Consider the following 21,858-nt stretch of genomic DNA (forward strand, 5'->3'; position numbering starts at 1 on the left):
GCGAGCAAGGTCCCGAGCAAGATCAGCCCCGGAGGACACACAGGGACCCCGGANCCCCCGCCATCGGCGATCTCCAAGGTGGCCGCCGGTACCGAGCGCCGCGCCCGCACCCCCCGGCCACTCGTCTCCAGCGCCTGGTAGAGTTCTGCATGTCGCCGCGGGGACGNGGAGGCAACGCGCCGCTAGCTCAATTGGCAGAGCAGCGGACTCTTAATCCGCGGGTTCGGGGTTCAAGTCCCTGGCGGCGCNCCCGTATCTACCAGCGGTTTCGTCCATTTGGACGGGGCCGCCGTTTCTTTCTGGCAGCCATGTGGGCAGCCAGTGGGCGGCCACGGGCGCGCGCCATGTCAGCCTTTCTCGTTCTCCTGGTTTTGGCCTTCTTCACCGTCCGTGGCCGGGGTTGTTTCTCCCCATAGGGCGGAGCCCATCCGATCCGCCGCGTCCGTCGACAGCTCCGGCGCCACGTGGCTGTACGTACCGAGGGTCAGGCTGATCTGCGAGTGCCCCATGATCTCCATGACCACCCGCGGGTGAACCTTCTGCGCGAGCAGCAGACTCGCCATCGTGTGCCGGGCGTCGTGGAGCCGGGCCGCGCGGACACCGGCCTGTGACAGCAGGTCCTGCCAGGCCCGGTGGTCAGCCCGGGGGTCGAGCGGCCGCCCGTTCGGCTGGACGAACACAAGATCGTGTTCGTTGGCCCACTCGCCGCCGGCCGCCTGCTGTTCGGCGCGCTGTGCGGCCCGGTGGGCCCGCAGGCTGGCCGCCAGGTTCGGCGGGATCACGATCGTCCGCCGACCGGCCCGGCTCTTCGGACGGACGATCACCAGGCCCCCGCCGGTACGACGGGGGCACCGACGGGCAGTGGTGCAGTTCTTCGGGTCGGCACAGCCGTGCGCCCAGGCCCGCCGTTGCAGGGCTTGGCGCACCGTGAGCGTGGCCGGGACCGCGTCCAGGTCGACCGCGTCCCAGGGCAGGCCCAGCGCCTCACCCTGTCGGAGCCCGAGCGCCAGCGCGACGGACCAGCGGGCCGCGTTGCGCTGGCCCTTCGCCGTGTCGAGGATGGCCCGCGCGTCCGACGCCGTGAGCGGACGGATCTCGTCCCGGTCGACGGAAGGCGGATCGACCAGCGTTGCCACGTTCCGGACGATCCGNCCCCGCCGGTGCGCGACCTTCAGCGCACGGGAGATGATCCGATGCATCTGGAGCACCGTGGCCGCGGCGAGCCCTTCTTTCTCGCACCGGTGGTAGAACGCTTCGAGGTGCTCCGGGGCGAGCCGGTCGAGCCGGACCGCGCCGAGCGCCGGGACGATCCGGTTCCGCACGTACCCGCGGTAGGTCGCCAGGGTGGACGGGCGGACCTTCCTCGCCGCGATCGTGTCCAGCCAGAACGTGAGCCACTCGTCCAGCGTCAGCGGCTTCACCCCGGTGACCACGGCGACGCCGTCTTCCTGCTCTCGGCGCAGTGCCCGCAGCTTCTCCGCGACCTCCGTGCGGGTCTTGCCGGACAGGTACTTCCGCTGTCGCTTCCCGTCCTTCCAGCCGAGGTCCACGGTCGCTCGCCAGCGGCCGGAAGCGTCCTTGTAGATCGCGCCCTCACCGGCGCCGCGCCGGCCCTTGCGCGCGGCCATCAGGCAGCGTCCAGCGGGTTGCCGTCGGGCCATTCGATGGTGTCGCACCACGGGCAGCCGTAGCGGCTGTCGCCCATGTCGCAGGCGAACTTGGACTCACCGTCCGGCTGGGGGTAGAGCCGACCCTGTCCGGCGCGGGCACGGTCGAGGTGTTCCCGGAGAGCCTGTTGAAGGCTCATCGTCGGGTGCCCGTCGTGGTCGGTGTTCATGATGAAAGGGGCTCCTTGCCGAAAGAACGGGGAGAGGCGCGCGGGCCGCGGGTGGCGTTGCCCGGTGCCGGTGGCTTTCCGTTCTCTGGCGCAGGAATGGTCTGCCGGGGCGCCGGCCGCGTCCAGGGCGCTTCGCGTCGCTGACGCGATCGGCCTACGGCCGACCCTGGACCCGTCCGACACCCCGACAGCTTCAGGCGCCACCAGAGGACGGAAGAAAAATGGAGGGGTAGAGCAGGCAGAGCAGCCGCTATGGGCGGGGGACGCTCGCCGCCGCCGGTCCCGTCGAGGGGTTGGCGTTGGCCGGGACGACTGCCGAAAGCCCGGGGTCCTGGCGGAAGATCAGGACGAGGTCGACGTCTCCGAAGTGCTCGGCGAACACGGCGTCCGCGGGCAGGTCACCCAGGATCACGGCGAGGTCGCCGACGTCCGCGCCGGGCCGGATCGTCAGGGTGTGGTCGCCGCTGTCGGTGGTGCGGGTCGCGACGAGCGGGGAGTCTCCGCCGGGGGTGCGCCACGCGCCGAAGTTGCCGGAAGAGAAGATGTTCATCAGGGCTTCGTTCCTGTCTGAGGCAGGGGTGGGGTCTCAGGTCCCGGTCGGGTGTTGGCGCACTCGCCGGGACCGCCTTGCTTGCGAGCCGGATCGGTCGGGGTGGGTGGTGCTCGGCACCGCGCCCGCGTCATGCCGCTTTTCCCTCTTCGACGACGCCGCGCAGCCGGTCGACGAAGGCGACCAGGTCAGCGGCCGGGATGCGGCGCGCGCGTCCGATCCGCACGGACGGGATGTCGCCGCTGTTCATGAGTTCGTAGATCGTGGTCCGGCCGACACCGAGGAGTTCGGCGGCTTCCGCCGGAGTCAGGAGAAGCTTGGTCACGGTTCTCTCCCACGGGTCAGGACGGGTGATCAGGCGGCTTGTGCCCTGCCCGGTGGGCCGAGGCCGATTGCCGGAAGTTCGTCGGGTGCGGCGCGTCGGGCCGCGTCGAGCTGTGCGCGCCAGGCGTGGCGTTGCGCGACGGCCTGCAACAGCAGGTGTTCGCGGCGAGGTGCGGCCGGGTCGCCGGGCCGGAGCATCGTCCAGGCGGTGCGAGCCGGGTCGGTGTCGGTTGCCGCGGCCGGGCCGGTGGCGGTGTGGCCGAGCGCTTCGAGCTGCTCCCGGATGAACGCGACGCGATCATGCTTGTGGTCGGTCAGCGACTTGCCGGACCACTTGCGGCTCACCAGGACCCGCCGGCCGCCGAAGCCGAGGGTCTCCCGTCGGTGTGCCTTGCCGCGGCAGCGTCCCGGGACGAGGCCCGGTTTCGCGTTCTTCGGCTGGACGCCGTAGCGGAGCCAGTTCGCGCAGGTGGGTGAGCAGGGTTCGTAGCGCAGGGCTTCGGCGAGCCGGTCGACGTGGCGCCGTTGCCGGTCGGTGGTGGCCGTGTGGCAGGCGTCGAGGCTTTTGGTCAGGTACTTGCAGAGGTAGCCGATCATCCGGCCGGTGTGCGCCGAGTTCGAGGTGAAGCCGTCCGCTTGCAGTTGCGGGCCGAAGCGCACCACATGGGACGGTTCGTCCTCGTCTCCGATGGCGTCGAGCGCCTCATCCCAGGTGGGCAGCGGCCGGCCGGAAGCCGGATCGACGTATCCGCCCGTTTCGCTTGCCCAGGTCGGGAGTGCCGTGTCCAGGTAGACGGGCTGGCCAGACGGTGGCCACCAGACCTGGTGATACGTGGCCGCCGCCACCTGCCGCAGCAGGGCCCGTGGCACGGTTCCGCGGAGGGCCGCGTGCAGGTGCGGGGCGAGCCGCCGTTGCGGTTCGAGCGCGGCGAAGTACTGCACGTCCCAGCCGACCGCACGGCGGAGGTTCTGCCAGAAGCGGTCGATCAGCTTCGGGAAGTGGATCGCGTCGCGGGCCGCCCGCCGGTAGTCATACGACGCTGGGTCCACCGGAGCTCCGTCGGAGTTCACCCGCCCGTAGGTGTCGCAGGTCAGCGTGAGGAACATCGACGGCCGCCAGGTCGTGCCGTCCGCCGCCTCATACGTCCGGCCGATCGTGCGCTTCTCCACGGGCAACCGCGGCAGGTCGGCAGCGTCCTGCCGCCGGCGGGTCGAGCGGGCACGGCGGGGCCGGTCCCGGTTGTCCGGGGCAGTCTTGCCGCGCACGCCCAGGGCGTTGAGTTCCTCGTCCACCTGGCCGATCAGCGCGTCGATCTCGGCGACGCCGGCCGGGTCACTGTCCCGTTCCGCGTCCTGCCGGGCGACTTCGAGATCCGCGCGGAAGCCGGCAAGGACCTTCGCGTCATCGGACGGCGGGTCCGGGTCGGGAAGCGGTTCGTCGTCGAGGTGCCACCCTGCCCTGCACTGCGCCATCCGCAGCCGCCGGGCCTTCTCCGCGCAGGTCGGGCACTTGCTGGCCAGGGTGGCGCCGCAGGGTACGGGGATGATCTCGGTTTCGCCGGTGTCGAGGTTCGTGCGCCGCATCGCCATCGGCCGGACGCACACGCCGTTCTCGACGGCGACCGCTTCGACGACCGCACGGGCGAGCGGCATCCGCATCCGCGCCGCCCGAGAGCCGGGCCGATCGTCACGGTTGGTGGGGTCGTGGGGGCCGGCCGGGTCAGGGCCGGGAGGGGGAGGGAGGGTCACGCGGGCAGTTCCTCCGAGACGTCGACGTCGAGATCCGAACGGTCGGTAGCGATGGGCGGGGNGGGTTCGGTGAAGTGGGTGCAGGCACAGCCGGCCNGGGTGCCGGTGTCGCCATGGCAACGGCCCCGCCGGTGAGCGACGTACAGGTGGGAGCAGGTGGTGCACACCGGCACCACAGGCAGCGGAGCGGACAGATCCGGATCGCCGGCCGGGGTGGTCATGCGACCTCATCCCATCCGGCCGGGTCGGCACCGTCGGCGGAGCCGCTGTCGGTGTAGGGGTCGAGGTCGGGTGTCCAGCCGCCGCCGGTTGCCGTCGACGGCCGGTAGGCCCAGACGGTGCGGCTGATCTCGGTGTCGTCGATGTGGGCCGCGCGGACCCGGACCGGTTCCGGCTGTCCCTCAGCCAGGACGTAGCCGACGCCGGGCAGCGACAGCGGGATCTCGTCCGCCCGTGCCCCACGGTCCCGGGCACCGGAGCCGAGCACGAGATCCGGCTGTTCGGCTTCGGTCATGCGCAGTGCGACCCGGACCGGGAACAGGTCCCGGAAGGGCAGCACCTCCTTACGCGGGTCCTGCACCGCCGCCAGGACCACGACGCCGGGGGCGCGGCCCTGCGAGAGCAGCAGCGGCAGCGCCGCCCCGATCCGCTTCTTCACGTCCCGGTCGGTGACGTACGCCGTCAACGACGCGATTTCGTCGACCACCACCACGATCAGCGGATCGCCGACGGTGGGGGTGTGCAGCCGGGTCCGGCCGCGGAGCCGTGCCGTGCGTCGTTGCATGACCGTCACCGCGTGGTCGAGGAGATCCGCAATCTCCCCTGTCGTGGTGGCGAACCGGGCGAACAAGGGCTCACCGAAAGCGAGTTCCATCCCGCCCTTGGGGTCGCACACCCACAGCTTCACCAGGCCCGCCCGCACCGCCGGGCCGAGACCGCGGATGATCGACCACAGCACCGAGCCCTTACCGGCACCGGTGGCCCCCGCGACGAGGACATGCGTCCCGCGGACCGGCAGGGTCCACGGAGAGCCGTCCTCACAGCGGCCGACCGGGACCGCGCCCAGCTCCGCCACCAGCAGGCCCGACGCGGCACCGGGATCGTCCACGAGATCCGGGGCCACGTCGCCGGGTCGGGGCCCGTCGAGGTCACCGGGAGTGACAGGGCGGACGAGGGTGTCACGGTGGTGGAAGTGCAGCCGGACGAACCGGTGCGGTTCTGCCTGGACCTGACAGCGCCGGGCCCGGAACACGTGCCGCAGGGCTTCGGCCTGCTCCGCCCACTGTTCCGGGGTCTGCCCGGGAAGTAGTTCCACCCGCAGCACGTCCACCGCTCGCGTCGAGCGGATAGAACGGATCCGGGGGTAGTAGTCGTCGAAGGTGACCTGATCGGCGTTCGAGGTCGGGACCCGGATCGCCAGGTCGGTGTGCACCATCGCCGGCCGCCACCGCCGCCGGTAGACGAACGCCAGCCGGACCCGTCCCCACNCCCACCGTGCCAGCCACCCGAACGACACCGGATGCACCCGCCGCCAGACCACCGCCACCAGCAGCAGACCGACGAGCAGGCCCACCAGGCCCAGCAGGCCGAACCGGTGGACGAACACCAGCAGGCCGACCGCGACGGGAACGGCGATCCGGTGCCGCCAGCACCAGCGCACCCCGAGCACCAGCCCCTTGCCGGCCACCGCGAGGAGCAGCATCCACAGCGGCACCCGCATCTTGTCCGGCCGGGACGGAATCCGCGGCATCCGCTGGTCACCGTAGATTCTGGACATGGCAATACCACCCTGTTTTCGAGCGCACGAAACCACGGGAAGAGGGAAGGGGGAGAGGGAAACGTTCCGGAAAATGAGGGAGGCGCTACGCCGCGTTTTCCGTCGGCGGGGCGTCGTTCTGTGCGGCGAGGGCGATCCGCTCGCAGTCGGCGAGGTAGGTGTTCACCGCGTCGCGCAACGCCCGCGCGAACGCGAGGTGCGCCGCCGGGTCCGCCTCAGCGACGGATGACAGGGAGAGCGCGGTCGGGCCCACGGTGAGGGACAGGATCGGGGGCCGGTGGGGGTAGCTGTGACACACCGCGTACCAGCTCGTCCCGACGTACAGCGCCAGAGAGGTGAACGACCCGGATGGGTCAGCGTCGTGGCCGGTCATGCCGCCGCCCCCGTCCGCCGCACCGCGCCGACCTGCCGCAGCCGCAGGGCCCGCATGGCGTAGCCCTGCTTCGGGTACTTGCCGTTGGTGTCCACCCACGGCGTGATCGTCAGCCCGTCGAACAGCACCGGCCGGAACGGCGTGCCCGGCATCACCTCCGGCAGGACCGGCTGCACCTCCCCGGGCACCTTCACCTTCAGCTCCGCCTGCCGGGCCGCCGGGTCCGGGTCCAGCACCCGCACCGCCCAGATCCGCTCGCCGGTGTTCGGGTCGCGTTCCTGCGGGTCGGGAGCGTTCGCCTTCACCTTCTCGTAGTCGTTCGCCGGTTCCACACCGAGCACNAAAGCNCCCGCCGGGAACACGTCCTCGAAGCGCACGGGAATACGCCGGGGAACCGCCATGGATTCGTCAACCTCCGAAGGTCAGCCCCGCCCCCGGGTGGTCCGGGGTACGTCGGGCAACACCCACCATGCACCGCTCGCCGAGCGCTCGCCAAGCTTCTATACGCCTATGGATAACGCCTCGTTATAAAAACGGCCCCACCGTCATGGCAGCCTTCCGGGAAGCTCATCACGCGAACTACTGTTTGGTAAACAGCAAACGATCCGGGGGTGTTGATCCACGATGGCGCGCGAGACGACGGCAGGGGACGACGGGCGGGCTGTCGGTGCCGCGATCACCGCGCGGATGCGGGAACGGCGGATGAGTCAGCAGGCGTTGGCCGCCGCGTCCGGGGTGTCGGTCGCGACCCTACGGGAACTGGCACGGGGCACCAGCAGCCGCCGCGCCCAGGACGCCACGCTCGCCGCCATCTCCCGCGCGCTCGGATGGCCGGACGACCACCTGTTGACCGTCCTCCTCGGGAGGGAGCCCGACGAGGTGCCCCTGCCGGTCCTGCCGGTGGATCAGCAGATCCTGGAGGTCCTGCTCCGCATCGAACGCAGCCTTGCCACCATCGGCGCCCAGCTCATTCCGCCTGCTGAGCGGTGCGACAGCGTCCGGTAGCACCCGGGCATGCGAAAGGGCCGGATCCGATGACATGGTCACCATCGGATCCGGCCCTTCATCGGTTCAGGCCCGGTCTACCCCCGAGGATTGACCGGGCCTGAACCTGTCCCGTCCGGGGGGCCGCCGGTGGGGCGGCTCAGGAAGACGCGGATCGCGCCGAACGCATCCGCGTGCCCCGCCCGGTACGCCTGCTGCTCCTCACGGGTGATCCACCGCGACCGGTCCGGGAACCCGGTGGGGATGTCGNGCGCCGAGCCGGTCAGCCGCAGCAGATCCCGCCGGGAGACCTCCCCGGCGGGCAGTTGGTAGACGAGGATGACGTCTCCCGCCCCGTGCACGGAGTGGAACTCCAACCCTGCCGGAAGCTCCGCCAGGGCCCGGTGCAGGTCCGCCAGGTCCGATCCCGGCTGGATCACCACCGCCCACGTGCCGGCACCCCACGGCAGCGTCACCACCGCCGCCAACGACCGATCCCGAACCACATCCGCACGCAACGGCGGCCGGGCGTCGTGGGCGATCACCGGAGACGCCGCGCACGCCGAGTGACCAGATGATCCAGGTGCCCACCGAGCACCATCCAGTCACCCAGCTCCGCCGGCTTCTCCTCCACGAAGAACCGCAACGCGCACACCTGGTACCGCGTCCAGCAGCGATCCAGCGCGAACGCTTCCGCTTCCTNCGCCGACCGAAACGTGATCATTGTGTCCCGCACCCGGCCGGAACCGTCGTCCTCGAAGCGGACCACGCCGAACAACACCGGTTCCGCTGCCACCGATGTTCGCCGTGCAGCCACGTCCGTCATGCCATCTCTCCCTTCCTGCCTGGTCACCACGCCCAGCGCCCGTCCCGCAGCCAGGCCGCGGAGACGGGGCGCAGCCAGGACGTACGCTCACGCATCCAGGCAGTTCGGAATAGATATGTGGATGGATACTCAGCGTGGATAGACTGGCGGACGGTACACGGTCCACCACGCCACACATCCCGTTTCGTGGATGGGAGCAGCCATGACCCGTCGCCGCCCACTACCCACCGCACCGACCGGCCTGTGGGACCGCCCCGAGATGGCCCAGGCCCTCACCGCACGGGACATGCAGACCGTGCTGGCGATCTACCGGAAGTGGACCGGTGCCTCCCNGTCGCAGATAGCCGCCATGACCGGCATCCCGCAGCCGTCCATCAGCGTGATTGTCCGCGGGAAACGCCAGGTCACCACCATCGAGAACTTCGAGAAGTTCGCCGACGGACTCGGCATCCCCCGAGACCGTCTCGGACTCGCCAGCTCGGAAACCACGGAAACCGCCGGCAGCGAGACGAGCCCGGACCGGCGCACCGTGATCGCAGCCGGAGCGCTGTTCGCACTCGACGCCGAGCTCGACGAGGTCACCCGCCGGATGCAGCAGTTCGCCGCATCCAACGTCGATGACGACGCGCTACACCAGCTCGACACCAGCATCGAAGTCGTGGGCCGCCGCTACGAGAACAGCGACGCCGCCACCGTCTACCCCGTCGCCCTGAAGCAGCGCCGGTGGGTCGCCGACCTGATGGCCGGACACCAGCACCCCGACCAGCGCCGCGAGCTGTACGCCATCGGCGGGAAGCTCTCCNGCCNGCTCGGNTATCTCGCGTTCGACCTCNGCAACGAACTCGTTGCCCGCGCCTACTGCAACGAGGCGATGAGCCTCGCCAAGACCGCCGGACACCGCGATCTCGCCGCGTGGGTCCGCGGCACCCAGAGCTTCATCGCCTACTACGGCGGCCGGTACCGCGAAGCCCTGGACCTTGCCCGCGACGGCCAGCGCTACGCCCGCGGCGGCCCCGCCAGCATCCGACTCGCCATCAGCGGCGAAGCCCGCACCCTGGGCAAGCTCGGCGACATCGCCGGAGTCGACGAGGCCGTCGGCCGCGCCCTGGCCGCCCACGCCCGCATCGAGGACACCGACCCCGTCGGCTACTTCCTGTCCTTCGACCCGTTCACCGCATCCCGCATCGCCGGCAACGCCGCCTCCGCCTACCTCGCCGCCGGAGCCCCCGACCGGGCCCGCGAGTTCACAGACCAGGCCATCCCCATCTTCGCCGCCGCCGACTCCACCGCCAGCCACGCCCTCACCCTGGTCGACGCAAGCATGACCTACCTAACCGGTCCCAACCCCCAGCCCGACCGCGCCGGAGCACTCGTTGCCGAAGCACTCGACGTCGGCGCCGATCTGCGATCCGAAGTGGTCGCCCGCCGGGCCCGGGACTTCCTGCTCACCGCCGCCCAGTGGCGCACCGTCCCGGAGATCGCCCAGGTCAACGACGCCGTCAAAGCCTGGAGACTGCCCACCGCCTGACGTTCAGGCCCCCAGCCGACCAATCAGGGTGGTCACACCGTCTACCCTGAGCGGTCGTGCCGCCGACCCACGAAGACCAGGTAGACGCCGACGACTGGGAAGCTTTCCGCCGCACCGAACGGATGGCCGATCACTGGTGGTGGCGCCCCGGATGGCGGCCGGACCGGCGCTACCTGACCTGGTACCTCGTCTTCCAGGACCAGGCCCTCACCGACTACGTGGCCGGATTCCAACGCGCACTGGCCGACCTGGAGTACCTCGACCCCGTGCCGGTCGACGGACTGCACATGACCGTGCAGGGCGTCGCGTTCGCCGACGAGCTGCCCGCCGAGACCGTCGCCGCGATCGGGAAGGCCGCCGACGAGCGATGCGCCGACATCGAGCCGTTCGCCCTCACCGCCGGCCCCATCGCCGCTTACCCCGGCGGAACCTTCCTCCGCGCCACCCCATGGCACCCAGTTGCCGAACTACGCGAGCAGCTACGAGCCGCGATCGGTGACGTCCTGGGCGCCGACGCCGTGCCCGACGAGCCCGCCCGTTTCAAACCCCACATCAGCGTCACCTACTGCAACGCCACCCCGCCCACCGACGAGGTCATCCGCCGACTCACCGACCTTCGCAGGCGGCCACCGATCAGCGTGCCCGTCGGCAGCGTCGACCTCCTCGAACTCCGCCGAGACGGCCACGCCTACCGGTGGGACGTCCGGCACCACGCCGACCTCACCGGTTGACCGGCACCGACAGGGCCAGCGGCGGCCCGGTCCCCACGAGCACGAGCCCGCGCATTTGCCGAATCCTTCGTTTTGAGATCAAGCGCGGTGCGGGTCGCGCCGCGCGACCGGCTGCGCGCGGCCTGGCGGCCGTGCTCGCCGGGCCCGTCGCACCCCGCACCGCGTAGACCATCCGAGACGTTCGACGAAGTCCGCCGGTCGCCAGCGTGGGCTGAACCAGCCGAGGAACGGAACGTGATGCTGCGGACGTTCGTCGCGCACGCCGATGGGCAGCCGAAGAACGAGCAGAGGGCACGCCAGTCGACAGCCCCATCACCAGTGCCAGGGCGCTTCGCTCCCCGGACAGCCCAACCCTCACTTGCCAGCGACGAGCTTGCCTGGGGTAACCAGGCCGGAGTGGACATAAAATCTGCGTGTGTCGGCTCCCATGACTTACCTTGACGTGCCCTTGGACGCGATGCCACGGCCGAGCTGCCGGGGTGCCGTACATGGCNGATTTCCGCGTAGCGGTGTTTGCGTCGCATACCGGGACCAATCTACGGGCACTGCACCAATCCTCTCTCCGGCCTGCCGCGGCATTCCGCCTGGCCTTGGTCCTGAGCAACAACGGAGGGTCCGGCGCTCTTGCATATGCCCGAGCCCATGCCATACCGGCCGCTCACATGTCAGGAGTCACGCATCCCGATCCCGATCAGCTCGACACGGCTATATGCACGCTACTAAACGAAAGAAAGATCAGCCTGATCGTCACGGCGGGNTACATGAAAAATATTGGCCCGTGCACGCTGAAATCCTACGCCGGTAAGATCATAAACGTGCATCCGTCTCTGCTGCCGAGACATGGCGGAAAAGGTATGTACGGCAGAGCAGTACATGAATCCGTCCTGGCCTCCGGCGATCGCATTACCGGGCCTTCAGTCCACATCGTCACAGCAGAGTACGACGCGGGGCCCGTTATCGCGCAACACGAACTACCCGTCCAGCCGGATGAAACGGTCGAAAGCCTGTCCGAGAGAGTTCTCGCGGCCGAACACATCCTGCTTCCAACAGTAGTGCAAGATCTTGCCGTTCACGCGATCTGAGACAGCCAGGGACCAGGCAACGCTGCGAGACGACGGGCCCGATCTAAGCGAGGTACCGAGCCACTAGGCCGTGGGTCGTCGGACGGCCGTCGCAGACGTGACAGCCAAGTTGACAGCCAAGCCGTCGGACGGCCGCGGACGCTGACGGACACCAGCAGACGGAGCGCACCAGGTCAGCGGACGCGGTGGACATCCACGGACGTCGGCGGAAGATTCAGATCTAACTACGGATCAGAGGCATCAGCGCCGTCTGCGCCAGGGTGGAGATCGCAGAGGCTGGCAGCCTGGATGGCAGCCAAGCCCGCGAACGGCGGCGAACGGTCACGGACTTGGCGGACAACTGCGAGCCCGCGACCGGCACCGGCGGACGTCCACGGACGTTGGCGGACGAACCACCGATGATCTCTTAATCCGCGGGTTCGGGGTTCAAGTCCCTGGCGGCGCACCCGTACGCAGGCCCCTGACCTGCAGCTAAGCATTTCTCTCCCTATCCCCGGAATGCTCCTTGATCGTTGTGGGCGGCACGTGGGCGCGGGGAACTGCATTCGCGATTGCCTCCGCTGCGGCCCGGCCCGTCGACCGCAACAGATGGGCGTACAGATCCCCCGTGATCCGGGTAGAGCTGTGCCCGTGGCGTTTCGAGACGAGCGTGATGTCGACCCCCTCAGCGAGCTGGATCGAGGCCGAGCTGTGCCGCAGATCGTGTAACCGCCGCCGGGACAGCAGATCCCGGCCGAGCTCGTCACCGGGCAGGAGCTCGAAGGGAAGCGGGCCGTCGAGGGTGAGGGCCGCGCCCGCCCCGCGGCGGCGCGGGCTGCCACCTCGTAGTCGTAGGCGCTGACCTTCAGCGCATGCTCGCCCGCTTCGAGGAAGAGCCTGGCGAGGACCTGGAGCTGGGTGGTTGCCCGGCCGGGGAGGATTCTGGCGGCCCAGGGGACGAGGCTGGCCAAGGAGTCACGATCGACGGTGAGACGCACCCGCCCATTGTGCGCCTCGTACGAACGGATGTTCGGATACGGCTCAGGTGGCGGTTGGAGGAAGTGCGGGCCGTTCGGCGGCCTGGACGAGTACCCCCAGGTCGTGGACTGCGGGCAGGGCGGGCCAGCGGGCGTCCATCTGCCGCCACATCTGCCCGGCGACGTCGACAACCCAACTCGTTCGCTGTTCCCCGACAGCGGCCAGCGCGGAGCGTGCGGCATCGGCGGCCCGTTCGGGGTCCGGCTCGGGTCGGCGTAGGTAGCTGCGTGCGAGGGCGTTGTATGACCCCCCGAGGTTCCCGGCACGCCCGGAATCCGCGTAGGCCGCGATAGCGCGCCGGGCGTGCTCCTCGCTCGCGGGATCGGCGAGTTGAGAGAGGATCGCCGCGCTCTGGGCGAGGGCTTGATCCTCGTCAACGGCGACCGTTCCGGGCAGAGGGCCACCGGTCCACAGGTTTGCCCACATGTCGTCGAGGGCGTGGCGGGCTGCCGCCGGATCGCCCGCACGGGCCGCGGCGCGGGACTCGCAGGCGCCGAGCATGGGCCGGGCGTAGGGGTGGGCGTAGGGGTGGGCGTCCTGGCGCCGTTCGGCGGCGACGGCTTGGGCGCGGTGCGGCTGGTTACGGAAGAACGCGAACGAACTGTCGAGCACGGCGACGCAGTCCGCGAGGAGCCGATCCCCGGCCTCGTCTGCGTGCTGGCCGGCGAGGTCGAGGTAGGTGTCGGCTGCCTGGGTGTGGCCGAGGTCGTTAGCGGTCAACGCGAGGTAGAGCGCGTACTGGCCTGCGCGGGTGTCCAGGGTGGTGCGGGTCCGGCCGCGGACCCGGCCGTCGAGGAGCCGTTCTACGGCGAGCCAGCCCGTTTCGACCCGGGGCACCAGCAGGCCCGCGGGTGTGGCGGTATAGGCCGCGGCGATGTCGTGCACGTCCCGTTCGATCTCGCGGAGGGTGCGAGGAGCCACAGCCGATTCGGCGATGCGGTCGGAGATCGCCGCCGAGGTGTCCGCGGTGGCGAACAGGCCGGCTGCTGCCATGCTGCCGCCGATGAGAGTGCGTCGGTTCGTCGGGCTCGTCGGACTCACCTCCTCCGCTGGTTCCACTGTCGGGTCATTCCCCGTTGTCGCGCTACCCCTTCGCGCGAGATTGGGGCGGAATCAAGTGGTCATGGCGACACATGCCCTGCCAGCGGATTGTCGAAAACTTCGACTGGCTTCGCACCGTTCAATGTCTGCTGTGGCGTCTGCCGTGGCCGTCCAGTCAACTGTGCGGCCGCAGTATCAAACTCCGCCGCCATCCCGGTGCGCTGGCGACGGAGCGTCCCTTTCCGGGGCGTGGCCGAGGTTCCGCTCGGCTTCGGGAGCCCGTTACTCCGGTTACCGGAGAGAACGGAGCAGGAGCCGGCCGAACCGGGTGAGGAGCAGGGCGCCGGAACCGGCGAGCGCGGCGAGCACGCCGATGAGGAGGTCTCGCGCCGAGTTCACGCCGAGGACCTGGAGTACCGCGAAGGCGGCGCCGAAGGGCAGGCCGACGACGGTGATGACGCCGAGCGCCGCGCCGACCTGCTGCCCCTCCTGGNTCTGGGCGATCCGGTTCAGGTCGACGATCTCGGTGAGCACGGCGTCGAACCGCTCGGGCAGATGGTGCTGTGCCTGATAGGCGGTGAGGATGTCGTTCGCCGGGCCGTGGGCGCTGGCGTCCCGGAGCCAGTAGATGTTGCGGAATCGCGCGGCCCGTTCTTCGAGACGAGCAAGATGACGGGTAAGGTCCTGGGCTTCGAACGCGCGGGCCGCCTCGGCGATCATCTCGGTGATGGCCACGTTCTGGATCATGCCGATCAGGACCGCGTCGAGGTAGGTGGTGTGGGCGTAGAGCTGGGCGAAGCCGAAGAACGCATCGTCGGCGCCGTCGTCGGGGCGTAGACCGAGAAAGGCGGNGCCGTCCCGGGTGACGAGCCCGCGCCAGTCTGCGGAGAGAATCACTCGTCCGTCGAGGAGCTGGTCGGCGTGGTCGGGATCCGGCGGGTAGTCGGCGTTGGCGGTACGGGATGCGAGATGCCACAGCCAGGTGTCCGCGGTCGACCAAGAGTCGATTCGGGCGGCGTCAACGGGTCGCGGCGGGTCGGCTTCGGGNAGGGNGGGGNAGGTCAGGAAGGCGATTGTGAACCTTCGGGCCGACGGCGCCAGGCGGGCCCAGGNGGGCAGCGCCGAGCCGAGGTCGGGGGGTGGGGTCGCACTGCCGCGCCGGCCGGCGACGGCGCGCAGGACGTCGAGGAGCTCGGACCCGCCGGCCTGGATATGGACATGGACGATGACGAAGGCGCGATCCGGCCGGTCCGGGTCGGGTAGGAGGATCTCCGTCCCGAAGATCGGGCTGTCCGTCTCGCCGGTGGGTGCGGTGCGCTGCCAGCGACTCGGCCGGTCAGGCGTGCCGTAGAGGATGCGTGCGCAGGCGGCGCTGAAATAGGTGCTGCGTGCGGCGGTGGTCGCTTCGATTTCCTTGTGGCGTAACGGCAGCGGACCTTCCGGCCAGTCCGGGGTGCCGGTGAGGAAGGCGGGACAGACGACCACGAAGGAATGCCGTCCCGGCTGGTCTACCGGTAGAATTCGTCGACCTCCGGAAGGTCCAGTCTGATCACGAAGTGAGCTCGGCCGGTGGACGGGTCGACCTCGAAACGCACACGCTCCCCGACGATGATCGTGCGGAATCCTTCGGTGACGATGTCGCTGTAGTCGAAGCCGTGGATCTCGCCGGTCTCGTCGTCGCGAACCAGGTAGGTGGCGGTGACCCGGTGGGGTCCGCTGCCCAGCGGCTGGCGGTCGACGATCCGGCCGAACCGCTGCCCGCTGTCCGGCTCGCCGGTCATGGTCACGCGACCTCCCGCACGCAGCGGAACCCGACGGCGTTACTGCTGCCCCGACGTAGGTACAGGGCCTTCGACGAAGTCTGCACCGCCCGGTACGGGTTGTCGTAGGAGCCGCCGCAGATCACCGCGGAGTTGATCCCGTCGAACACGGTCTCGGTCCATTCCCACACGTTGCCGGACATGCCGTGCACCCCGAACGGGGACAGGTTCGCCGCATGATCGGTCACCGGGGTCGGGGCGCAGTCCCGCAACCGGCCGCCGTCGATCTCCTGCTTCCAGACCTCGTAAGTCACCAACGGCCGGCCGCTCCACGCGTCGGCGCAGTTGACCGCGGCCAGGTCGACGCCGTCTCCCCAGGGGAACAGCCGGCCATCCGTGCCCCGGGCGGCGGCCTCCCACTCGACGCAGGTCGGCAGCCGCTTGCCCTCGAAGCGGGCGAAGGCGTAGGCACTCCACCAGTTGACGCAGTTCGCCGGGTAGTTATCGTACACCGGATCGGTGAAGTACTCCGGGTTGCGCAAGCGTTCCTGCCATGGTTCGTGGCTGTGGCCTGGCGGAGTGTCCGGATGATCCCACTGCGCGCAGCCCTGCTCGGCGACCGCGGCGAGNAACGCCTTGTACTGCCCGACCGTCACGGGGAACTCGTCGAACAGCACCGGCTTCTCGATCTTTCGAAGAAGGAGGCGGTGGCTCGGCCCGACCAGGTACGTCGCTGCCGGCAGCGTCCGCGGGGGCGCGGGGATCGTCTCGGCGCCGAGGTGGACGAGGAACTCCCGGACCTGCTCGGTCAGAATCGGTTCGGCGTTGCTGCCCGCGGCCTCCCGTCCGGCCGCGGTCCGCAGGTAGCGCGCGGCGAAATACTCCTGGAAAACGGTGTGCACCAACGCCACCGTGCCGGCGCCGGCCGGACGGAACAGGGGCGCGAGCAGTAACGTCTCCAGCGTGACCCGTCCCTCGGCGAAGCATTCGATGCCGACGTGGGTGCAGATGTCCGCCAGAGTGAACACCGCCTGATCGGCCAGGAACGCCGGGCCGAAGTAACTCTCCAGCCTGGGCTGGAGATCAGCGAGCCCGGCGGTGTTCAGGACCTGCCCGATGCGGGCCGGCACCAGGTCCGCGAGGTGCCTGGCCGCATCCACGGCGGGCCCCCGCGCGAGCTGGCCGGTCTGCTGAGCGAGCCGCAGTTCCAACGGCGAGACCGAGTAGACCCGCTCGTCCGCGTGCAGCTTCAGGTCACCGAGTCGGACCACGCTGAACTGCGGAAGCTCCAGCGGATCGACGCCGTTCGCGTGCAGCTGCTGGACGAGCTGCTCCGAGATCAGCGACGAGCTGTTCAGCAGCCGGCGGACCTCGGGCGAGTCGGCGAGGAACGAGTAGCGGGACGACATCACGACCGTCGACTCCGCCGACAGCGCCTGCGAGACGTCGGAGAACACACCGAGGAACGCCTCCAGGCTCGTGTTCGGCACCGCCTCATCGATCGCGTCGAGCACGCACAGCACGGAGCCGGCCCGGATCAGGTACAGGAAGACGTCGAAGACCCGGTTCCGCGGAACCGTCATGTACGGGTTGAGGGTCCGGGTGACAAAGTCACCGAACTCCTCCTCGGGTTCCTTCAGGCTCATGTCCAGGTAGAAGCGGTAGCGATGCCGTGCGGGTTCCGAGCCGTCCGCCGCGAGCTGCTTCAGCAGCGTCGTCTTCCCGCTGCCCGGACCACCAATGACGAGGATGTTCGCCGAGGTTCCCGCGAGACGGCGCAGGATCTCCCCGGCGTCGAACGTCTCGGTGACCGTCATCTCGCCGGTGTGCTGGTCCGTTTCCAGCACATCCCCAGCGATCCTGAACGGCTCCATGTCACGGGGTCTCGTCTCCGGGTAGCTGAGCGTCAGGGCGGACAGATGCGACGGTACGTCGACGATTCTCTCCATGAACCGCTCGTAGGCCACGATGCGGATCTCACCGTCCGCGAACGGCGCCACATCCTCGGACGGCTCGTCCTCGACGATCAGAAACCGGGTGTGCTTCGGGAGCTGGGTACTGAGGATCTCGCCGCCGGTCGTAGTGAGAAGCTGGTTCAGCTCCTCCAGGCTGCGACTGAGCATGATCTCCACATACTCGGCCTGCAACCCGATCTGCCGGCAGAACAGCTGGTAGACGGTGCTCTCGGACAGCTCGAACCGCTTGATCGCCTTGTAACCCAGGGTCGCGTACAGGCCCGAGAGGAACTCGGCCTTCCGCTCGACGAGCGGATCAAGGCCGGGCGCGTCACCGGTGATCGCGGTAACGCCGGTGCTGGTGAACCAGTCCAAGACGTCCAGGAGCCGGCGCACGGCGAGAAGGCCGTCCTCCTCGGCGATCTCATAACCGTCATGCGACGAACGGTTCCGAAGCCGCTGGATGTCGGTAAACGCGTTGATGATGTTGGTACTGCGGATATGCGGCCGGCAACCTTTGATCAGATCGTTCAGCGCCTTGCCGGACGGGTCGCCCGGAACCTCACGATGGGTCCACAGCTGCTTCAGCAGCCGTTCGGCGATCTTTCCGATGAGCGAGACGGTGTTCTCCGGATAGCCGTCACTCAACGACTTGATCGGCCGGGTGAAGTCGAGGCCGAGATGTCGCGCGATCCGATCATGACCGTTGAGCTCGCCCTGCAGCCGATGAAGACGGTNATCGACGGTCTCGGTCACGAGACGGTCCTCCTCCGGGTACCGAGCACGAAGGCGAACCGGTCGGGAAAGAACAGCACCGGTTCCGGATGGCGGGCGTCGATCTCGGCCACGCCTGCTTCGATCTGGTCATCATCGAACGTCGAGAGCAACGACATGTACCGACTGCGCACCATCGCCAGGTACCGGTCCTTCGGGATGCTCAACGGGTGGTCGCGGTACGTAAGACTCGCGGTCAGGCCCGCATCGCGCATGTGGTCCGCGATGTCGGCAGGGTCCGGCTGCAGCTCCTCGAACCGCTCCAGGGCCGCGACGAACAGCGGGTACGAGATCCGGATCGGCAACATCACGATGAGGAAACGGCCACCGTCGCCGAGAAGGCCTGTGAGCCCGGCGATGACCCGCGGACGGTCGGCGGGGGCCACGTGGTGGATCGCCTCTTTGATCATCACCACGTCGAGTGAACCGGGCCCGACGGCCGTCGTTGCGTCGGGGCTGGCCGCGCCGGCGAGCTGCTCCGCCGAGGCGTGCACCGGGCGAAAACCGGGATCCGAAGGCAGCTGGCTCAGCATCCCCTCGGACGGGTCGGCGCACAGGATCGGCGTCGACGGCCGGACGATCTCGAAAACCCGGCGGGTGTACAGTCCCGTCCCGCACCCGACGTCGATGATCCGATCGTGGGAGGTCAGGGTGAGCGCCCCGGCCATCTCCCGGGTCATCCAGTCGAGGAAGACGTCGCTGTAGGTCCAGTTCTGGTCGTACGCGCCAGCGAGGCGCTCATAGTGTGCCGACGTTCCCGGCTCCGCCAAACTGGATCNCCTCCCGCCCTGCAACCCAGGCGGATCGTAACCGATCGGCTCCCCAACGGCTCCGGATTGGGACAAGTCGGCCAACGAGCATGACGCCCTGCCATCGCCTCTGGCGACATAACCGGGAACCCTGCTCGTCCCTCCGACGACCACGGTTCTCGCGAGAGTCGAGCCGGGCCAGCGGGTCGGCCAACTGTCTGGCGTTGCGTTGCGCTGCGCATAGCCGGCATAGCAGTTGTTCATGAGGACGTGGGTCGTGGCGACGTCGTTCGCTAGCTCCCGGATCCTCGGGGCCATGCGCGCAGTTCGTCCTCGCTGTAGCGGTAGTCGAAGCGTTCGTGGATGTCCTTACCCGTCCACCGCTCGCTGTGACCGTGGAACCGGACGACCGCGAGATCGGCGGTCGCTGCGAGCACCGGCGGAATCGAACTTGGGNAGCCCTGGGGCATGTGGACGCACACGTGCAGAATCTTCTGAGAGGCGAGGAAATCGAGTGTCTCCTCACGGTTGCGCTCGTCCATCCAGGTGTGGTTACGGAATTCCACGTAGATCCGCACCGGCCGGCACCGGCGCTGGTGACCTCCGGTGGGTACCATCCGGACCTCAGCAGCGTCGGGTCCGTCCAGGAAGCCGTCCCGACCAGAATGTCACCCACGCCCGTCGCCTCCTCGCCGGGTTCCACGCTCACGAACCGGTACCCGCCCGCAAACGGCATGGTTGGCGCAGGACCCGTCAATCCGGGGCGGTGACCGGTCAGGAGGCGGTGACCGGTCAGACGACGGCGAGCGTGGTCGACCAGAGCACCGCACCGCCGGAGTCCCGCAGCTCCACGGTGAGCCCGCCACCGGGATCGAGGTGCACGCGGCCGAAGAACTGCAGACCGGCCGAGGGCGGCAGGTTGGACTGACCCGCCGGAGGGGCCTTCACGAAAACAGCCTCGGGGCCGAAGGTGGGATCGAGCGTGTTCGGGCCGAACGTGCCGGCGTTCAACGGCCCGGAGACGAACTCCCAGAACGGGTCGAAATCGGTGAAGGCAGCCCGGTCCGGGTGGTAGTGGTGTGCCGCCGTGTAATGGACGTCAGCAGTCACCCAGACCACATTGCGGACCCGGTGCCGGCGGAGGCCGGCGAGGAGGTCCGCAATTTCCACCTCGCGCCCCAGCGGGGCACCCGGCCGGCCCTGCGCCACCGCCTCCACGCCGCTCGGGTTGTCCGGCACCAGCAGCCCGAGCGGGAGATCGGCGGCGACCACCTTCCAGGTGGCGCGGCTGGCGGCGAGCCCGGCCAGCAGCCACTCGCTCTGGTGGCGGCCGAGTATCGCCACGCCGGCGGGATCCTCNTGGGCGTCGGGATTCGGGTTCTTGAACGAGCGCATGTCCAGGACGAAGACATCGAGCAGCGGGCCGTAGGAGATCCTGCGGTAGATCCTCCCGCCCGGGTCGGCCCGACCGGGAATGAACGGGGTGTACTCCAGGAACGCCTGCCGCGAGCGCGCCGCGAGGACGTCCACCCGTTTCTCGCTGTACCGGGAGTCGTCGAGAATCTCACCGGGATACCAGTTGTTGAGCGTCTCGTGGTCGTCCCACTGGAACACCCACGGCACCTCGCGGTTGAACGCGAGCAGGTTTGCGTCGAGCAGATTGTACCGGTAGTTGCCGCGGTACTCCGCGAGGGTCTCGGCGACCTTGGACTTCTCCGGGACGACGAGGTTGCGCCACACCGAGCCGTCCGCGAGCGGAACCGTCGGGAGGATCGGCCCGTCCGCGTACACGGTGTCCCCGGAGCAGATCGCGAAGTCCGGGTTCAGCCGGCGCATCGTCTCGAAGATCCGCATCCCGCCGAGATCGGGGTTGATACCCCACCCCTGGCCGCAGATGTCACCAGACCAGACGAACGAGACGTCGCCAGCACGCCCGGGGGCGGTCCGGAACCGGCCGATCGACGTCTCGCCGACGAGCGCCGGGTCATCCGCCGAGGCGAGGCGGACCCGGTAGAACACCTCCTCGCCGGCAGGCAGGCCGCGGACCGGCACCGAGGCGGTGAAGTCGGTCGCCGCGTCCACCCGGACGACGCCGACCCGCCGGGCTGCGGTGAACGTCTCGGTGGCTGCCACGTCGACCGCGAGCACCGCCTGCCGATCGGCCCGTGCCCACACCACCGCGCTGTCCGCGGTGACATCGCCGGACTGCACGCCGGAGGTAAACGTGGGCCGGCCACCCCGCACCTGGCCCGGGGCCCGGTCCGCGGCCGCGGCCGCCGCCGGAACCCCCCCGGCGGTGCCGGCGGCGGCCGCCAGGGACGCCACCGTCGCTCGGGCCAGCACATCCCGTCGGTTCGGCATGCGTTCCTCTGCCATCTCGCCCGGCCCTCCTGTCACTGTCCGTATGGCCGCAGTCCCCCGACGTCGACCATCACAGTGCAGGTTCCGGGCAGCCGTCGGCCCCCGTTTCGGAAGCGAAAAAGTGAACTGTGCGTGGCGTCCCGCACCGCCTGCCCCCTACCTGCCAAGATGATGTGAGACAGAGGTCATCGTCAGTCTAGGCTAGGTATGGCGGGTAGGGAGGGGTTGATCGTGGCGATGGTGCTGACGGCCGGGCGGGGCCTGGTCGATGATGGTCGGGTGGATGACGAGCCCGAGCGGCCGCGGCCTGACCCGGAGGTCGAGCCGAAGGCGAAGCGGCGGACGTTCACGGCGGAGTACAAGGCGCGGATTCTCGCGGAGTACGACGCGGCCGGGCATGGTGAGAAGGGCGCGATCCTGCGCCGGGAGCGGTTGTATTC

General features: G+C 69.4%; 22 protein-coding genes, 1 tRNA gene and 1 pseudogene. 6 read left to right on the top strand and 18 right to left on the bottom strand.

The annotated features are described in order from the left end of the window. The first annotated feature begins 176 nt into the window (after nt 1-176). Nucleotides 177-248 (top strand) — tRNA-Lys (locus tag CED_RS17785). Nucleotides 249-347: 99 nt separating this feature from the next. On the opposite strand, the gene CED_RS17790 is transcribed toward CED_RS17785, so the two are convergent. The 9 genes from CED_RS17790 to CED_RS17830 form a co-directional block, all read right to left on the bottom strand. Then, nucleotides 348-1,628 (bottom strand): tyrosine-type recombinase/integrase, encoded by a 1,281-nt coding sequence (locus CED_RS17790; protein ID WP_023841839.1) that lies wholly within the window; start codon nt 1,626-1,628, stop codon nt 348-350. Beyond that, nucleotides 1,628-1,837, bottom strand: a complete 210-nt coding sequence (locus CED_RS17795) for a hypothetical protein (protein ID WP_023841838.1) — start codon at nt 1,835-1,837, stop codon at nt 1,628-1,630. The genes CED_RS17790 and CED_RS17795 overlap by 1 nt, the downstream gene beginning before the upstream one ends. Nucleotides 1,838-2,087: 250 nt before the next feature. Then, nucleotides 2,088-2,387: a hypothetical protein gene (locus CED_RS17800; RefSeq protein ID WP_011435483.1), complete on the bottom strand. Its 300-nt coding sequence runs from the start codon at nt 2,385-2,387 to the stop codon at nt 2,088-2,090. A gap of 130 nt (nt 2,388-2,517) precedes the next feature. Further along, nucleotides 2,518-2,712, bottom strand: a complete 195-nt coding sequence (locus tag CED_RS17805; protein ID WP_011435482.1) for a helix-turn-helix domain-containing protein — start codon at nt 2,710-2,712, stop codon at nt 2,518-2,520. Nucleotides 2,713-2,741: 29 nt separating this feature from the next. Beyond that, nucleotides 2,742-4,460 carry a replication initiator gene (locus CED_RS17810; RefSeq protein WP_011435481.1) on the bottom strand — a complete coding sequence of 573 codons (1,719 nt, stop codon included), beginning with the start codon at nt 4,458-4,460 and terminating at the stop codon, nt 2,742-2,744. Continuing rightward, a complete protein-coding gene (locus tag CED_RS17815; protein ID WP_035912490.1) occupies nt 4,457-4,681 on the bottom strand; it encodes a hypothetical protein in 225 nt (74 codons plus the stop codon). Before CED_RS17815 ends, CED_RS17810 begins: the two co-directional genes overlap by 4 nt. Beyond that, nucleotides 4,678-6,237: an FtsK/SpoIIIE domain-containing protein gene (locus CED_RS17820; protein ID WP_035912493.1), complete on the bottom strand. Its 1,560-nt coding sequence runs from the start codon at nt 6,235-6,237 to the stop codon at nt 4,678-4,680. The genes CED_RS17815 and CED_RS17820 overlap by 4 nt, the downstream gene beginning before the upstream one ends. Before the next feature lie 85 nt (nt 6,238-6,322). Then, nucleotides 6,323-6,610, bottom strand: coding sequence for a hypothetical protein (locus CED_RS17825; RefSeq protein ID WP_011435478.1), 288 nt, complete (start codon nt 6,608-6,610; stop codon nt 6,323-6,325). After that, nucleotides 6,607-7,011 carry a hypothetical protein gene (locus CED_RS17830; RefSeq protein WP_035912496.1) on the bottom strand — a complete coding sequence of 135 codons (405 nt, stop codon included), beginning with the start codon at nt 7,009-7,011 and terminating at the stop codon, nt 6,607-6,609. The genes CED_RS17825 and CED_RS17830 overlap by 4 nt, the downstream gene beginning before the upstream one ends. A gap of 223 nt (nt 7,012-7,234) precedes the next feature. Between CED_RS17830 and CED_RS17835 the strand changes: the two genes are divergently transcribed. Continuing rightward, the gene (locus tag CED_RS17835) at nt 7,235-7,615 is read left to right on the top strand and encodes a helix-turn-helix domain-containing protein (RefSeq protein ID WP_011435476.1); all 381 of its coding nucleotides are present in this window, start codon (nt 7,235-7,237) and stop codon (nt 7,613-7,615) included. 77 nt (nt 7,616-7,692) lie between these two features. Here CED_RS17835 and CED_RS17840 read toward each other — a convergent pair whose 3' ends face one another. Then, nucleotides 7,693-8,139 carry a hypothetical protein gene (locus tag CED_RS17840; RefSeq protein WP_235187129.1) on the bottom strand — a complete coding sequence of 149 codons (447 nt, stop codon included), beginning with the start codon at nt 8,137-8,139 and terminating at the stop codon, nt 7,693-7,695. Further along, complete coding sequence (locus tag CED_RS17845; RefSeq protein ID WP_035912498.1) at nt 8,136-8,420, bottom strand: hypothetical protein; 285 nt, start codon at nt 8,418-8,420, stop codon at nt 8,136-8,138. Before CED_RS17845 ends, CED_RS17840 begins: the two co-directional genes overlap by 4 nt. A 202-nt stretch (nt 8,421-8,622) precedes the next feature. Between CED_RS17845 and CED_RS17850 the strand changes: the two genes are divergently transcribed. The 3 genes from CED_RS17850 (at nt 8,623) to CED_RS22960 (ending at nt 11,761) form a co-directional block, all read left to right on the top strand. Continuing rightward, on the top strand, nt 8,623-9,948 hold the full coding sequence (locus CED_RS17850) for a helix-turn-helix transcriptional regulator (protein WP_035912501.1): 1,326 nt from the start codon (nt 8,623-8,625) through the stop codon (nt 9,946-9,948). A gap of 56 nt (nt 9,949-10,004) precedes the next feature. Continuing rightward, nucleotides 10,005-10,679 (top strand): 2'-5' RNA ligase family protein, encoded by a 675-nt coding sequence (locus tag CED_RS17855; protein ID WP_011435472.1) that lies wholly within the window; start codon nt 10,005-10,007, stop codon nt 10,677-10,679. 488 nt (nt 10,680-11,167) lie between these two features. Beyond that, nucleotides 11,168-11,761: a phosphoribosylglycinamide formyltransferase gene (locus CED_RS22960; protein WP_011435471.1), complete on the top strand. Its 594-nt coding sequence runs from the start codon at nt 11,168-11,170 to the stop codon at nt 11,759-11,761. 471 nt (nt 11,762-12,232) lie between these two features. Here the strand turns inward: CED_RS22960 and CED_RS26340 are convergent, their stop codons facing one another. The 7 genes from CED_RS26340 to CED_RS17895 all read right to left on the bottom strand — a co-directional run bounded on the left by CED_RS26340 (nt 12,233) and on the right by CED_RS17895 (nt 21,418). After that, nucleotides 12,233-12,694, bottom strand: coding sequence for a tyrosine-type recombinase/integrase (locus CED_RS26340; RefSeq protein WP_082456848.1), 462 nt, complete (start codon nt 12,692-12,694; stop codon nt 12,233-12,235). An 87-nt stretch (nt 12,695-12,781) separates the two neighbouring features. Further along, entirely contained in the window at nt 12,782-13,819 is a 1,038-nt protein-coding gene (locus CED_RS17865) for an XRE family transcriptional regulator (RefSeq protein ID WP_235187130.1), read from the bottom strand. Nucleotides 13,820-15,327: 1,508 nt separating this feature from the next. Then, nucleotides 15,328-15,600, bottom strand: a complete 273-nt coding sequence (locus CED_RS17875) for a hypothetical protein (RefSeq protein WP_011435464.1) — start codon at nt 15,598-15,600, stop codon at nt 15,328-15,330. Between the two features lie 2 nt (nt 15,601-15,602). Beyond that, complete coding sequence (locus CED_RS17880) at nt 15,603-18,290, bottom strand: SUMF1/EgtB/PvdO family nonheme iron enzyme (protein WP_035912506.1); 2,688 nt, start codon at nt 18,288-18,290, stop codon at nt 15,603-15,605. Further along, nucleotides 18,287-19,078 carry a class I SAM-dependent methyltransferase gene (locus tag CED_RS17885; protein ID WP_023842187.1) on the bottom strand — a complete coding sequence of 264 codons (792 nt, stop codon included), beginning with the start codon at nt 19,076-19,078 and terminating at the stop codon, nt 18,287-18,289. The genes CED_RS17880 and CED_RS17885 overlap by 4 nt, the downstream gene beginning before the upstream one ends. Before the next feature lie 272 nt (nt 19,079-19,350). Beyond that, a complete protein-coding gene (locus tag CED_RS25500) occupies nt 19,351-19,635 on the bottom strand; it encodes a DUF72 domain-containing protein (protein ID WP_063613449.1) in 285 nt (94 codons plus the stop codon). Between the two features lie 214 nt (nt 19,636-19,849). Then, the gene (locus CED_RS17895) at nt 19,850-21,418 is read right to left on the bottom strand and encodes an alkaline phosphatase (protein ID WP_235187131.1); all 1,569 of its coding nucleotides are present in this window, start codon (nt 21,416-21,418) and stop codon (nt 19,850-19,852) included. Between the two features lie 237 nt (nt 21,419-21,655). On the opposite strand from CED_RS17895, the pseudogene CED_RS17900 reads away from it, so the two are divergent. Further along, nucleotides 21,656-21,858: pseudogene (locus CED_RS17900) on the top strand (hypothetical protein); the annotation flags it as partial.

The organism is Frankia sp. CeD (assembly GCF_000732115.1).
GTDB lineage: Bacteria > Actinomycetota > Actinomycetes > Frankiales > Frankiaceae > Frankia > Frankia casuarinae.

Bases quoted from the DNA above. Each gene is read 5' to 3' on its own strand.
- CED_RS17795 (WP_023841838.1), bottom strand. From the start codon at position 1,837: ATGAACACCGACCACGACGGGCACCCGACGATGAGCCTTCAACAGGCT.
- CED_RS17800 (WP_011435483.1), bottom strand. From the start codon at position 2,387: ATGAACATCTTCTCTTCCGGCAACTTCGGCGCGTGGCGCACCCCCGGC.
- CED_RS17825 (WP_011435478.1), bottom strand. From the start codon at position 6,610: ATGACCGGCCACGACGCTGACCCATCCGGGTCGTTCACCTCTCTGGCG.
- CED_RS17835 (WP_011435476.1), top strand. From the start codon at position 7,235: ATGGCGCGCGAGACGACGGCAGGGGACGACGGGCGGGCTGTCGGTGCC.
- CED_RS17875 (WP_011435464.1), bottom strand. From the start codon at position 15,600: ATGACCGGCGAGCCGGACAGCGGGCAGCGGTTCGGCCGGATCGTCGAC.